General features: G+C 62.7%; 1 pseudogene. It reads left to right on the forward strand.

Annotated elements, in window-relative coordinates:
* Positions 1-38 precede the first annotated feature (38 nt).
* Positions 39-456 (forward strand): annotated as a pseudogene (locus MKK70_RS15530) (transposase); the annotation flags it as partial.

A 456-nucleotide genomic window follows, 5' to 3' on the forward strand; every position in this document is an offset into this window, starting at 1 on the left:
GAGGATGGCTGGTTCATCGTAGCCCCTGAGGAGCGAAGATGAAGCAGACATCCGGACCGGCCAAGAAGCCGGCAGAAGCGGTGATCAAGGACATCCGTCGGGCCACACGTCGGCAGTTCTCGTCCGAGGAGAAGATCCGCATCGTACTGGAAGGCTTGCGTGGCGAGGCCAGCATCGCCGAGTTGTGCCGACGTGAGGGTATCGCCGCCTCGATGTACTACGGCTGGTCCAACGAGTTCCTGGAGGCTGGCAAGAAGCGCCTGTCTGGCGACACGGCTCGCGCGGCGACCAAGGATGAGGTGCGGGATCTCCGTCGCAAAGCGGGGGCGCTGAAGGAGGTCGTCGCTGATCTCGTCCTGGAGAACCGTCTGCATGAAACAGGCATTGTCAAGGCGGGCAGCGACGACGTATGAGGTACCCGGCCTCACCGATGCCGGAGATTATCCGTAGAGCGGG

This window comes from Methylobacterium sp. E-041, assembly GCF_022829665.1.
Lineage (GTDB): Bacteria > Pseudomonadota > Alphaproteobacteria > Rhizobiales > Beijerinckiaceae > Methylobacterium.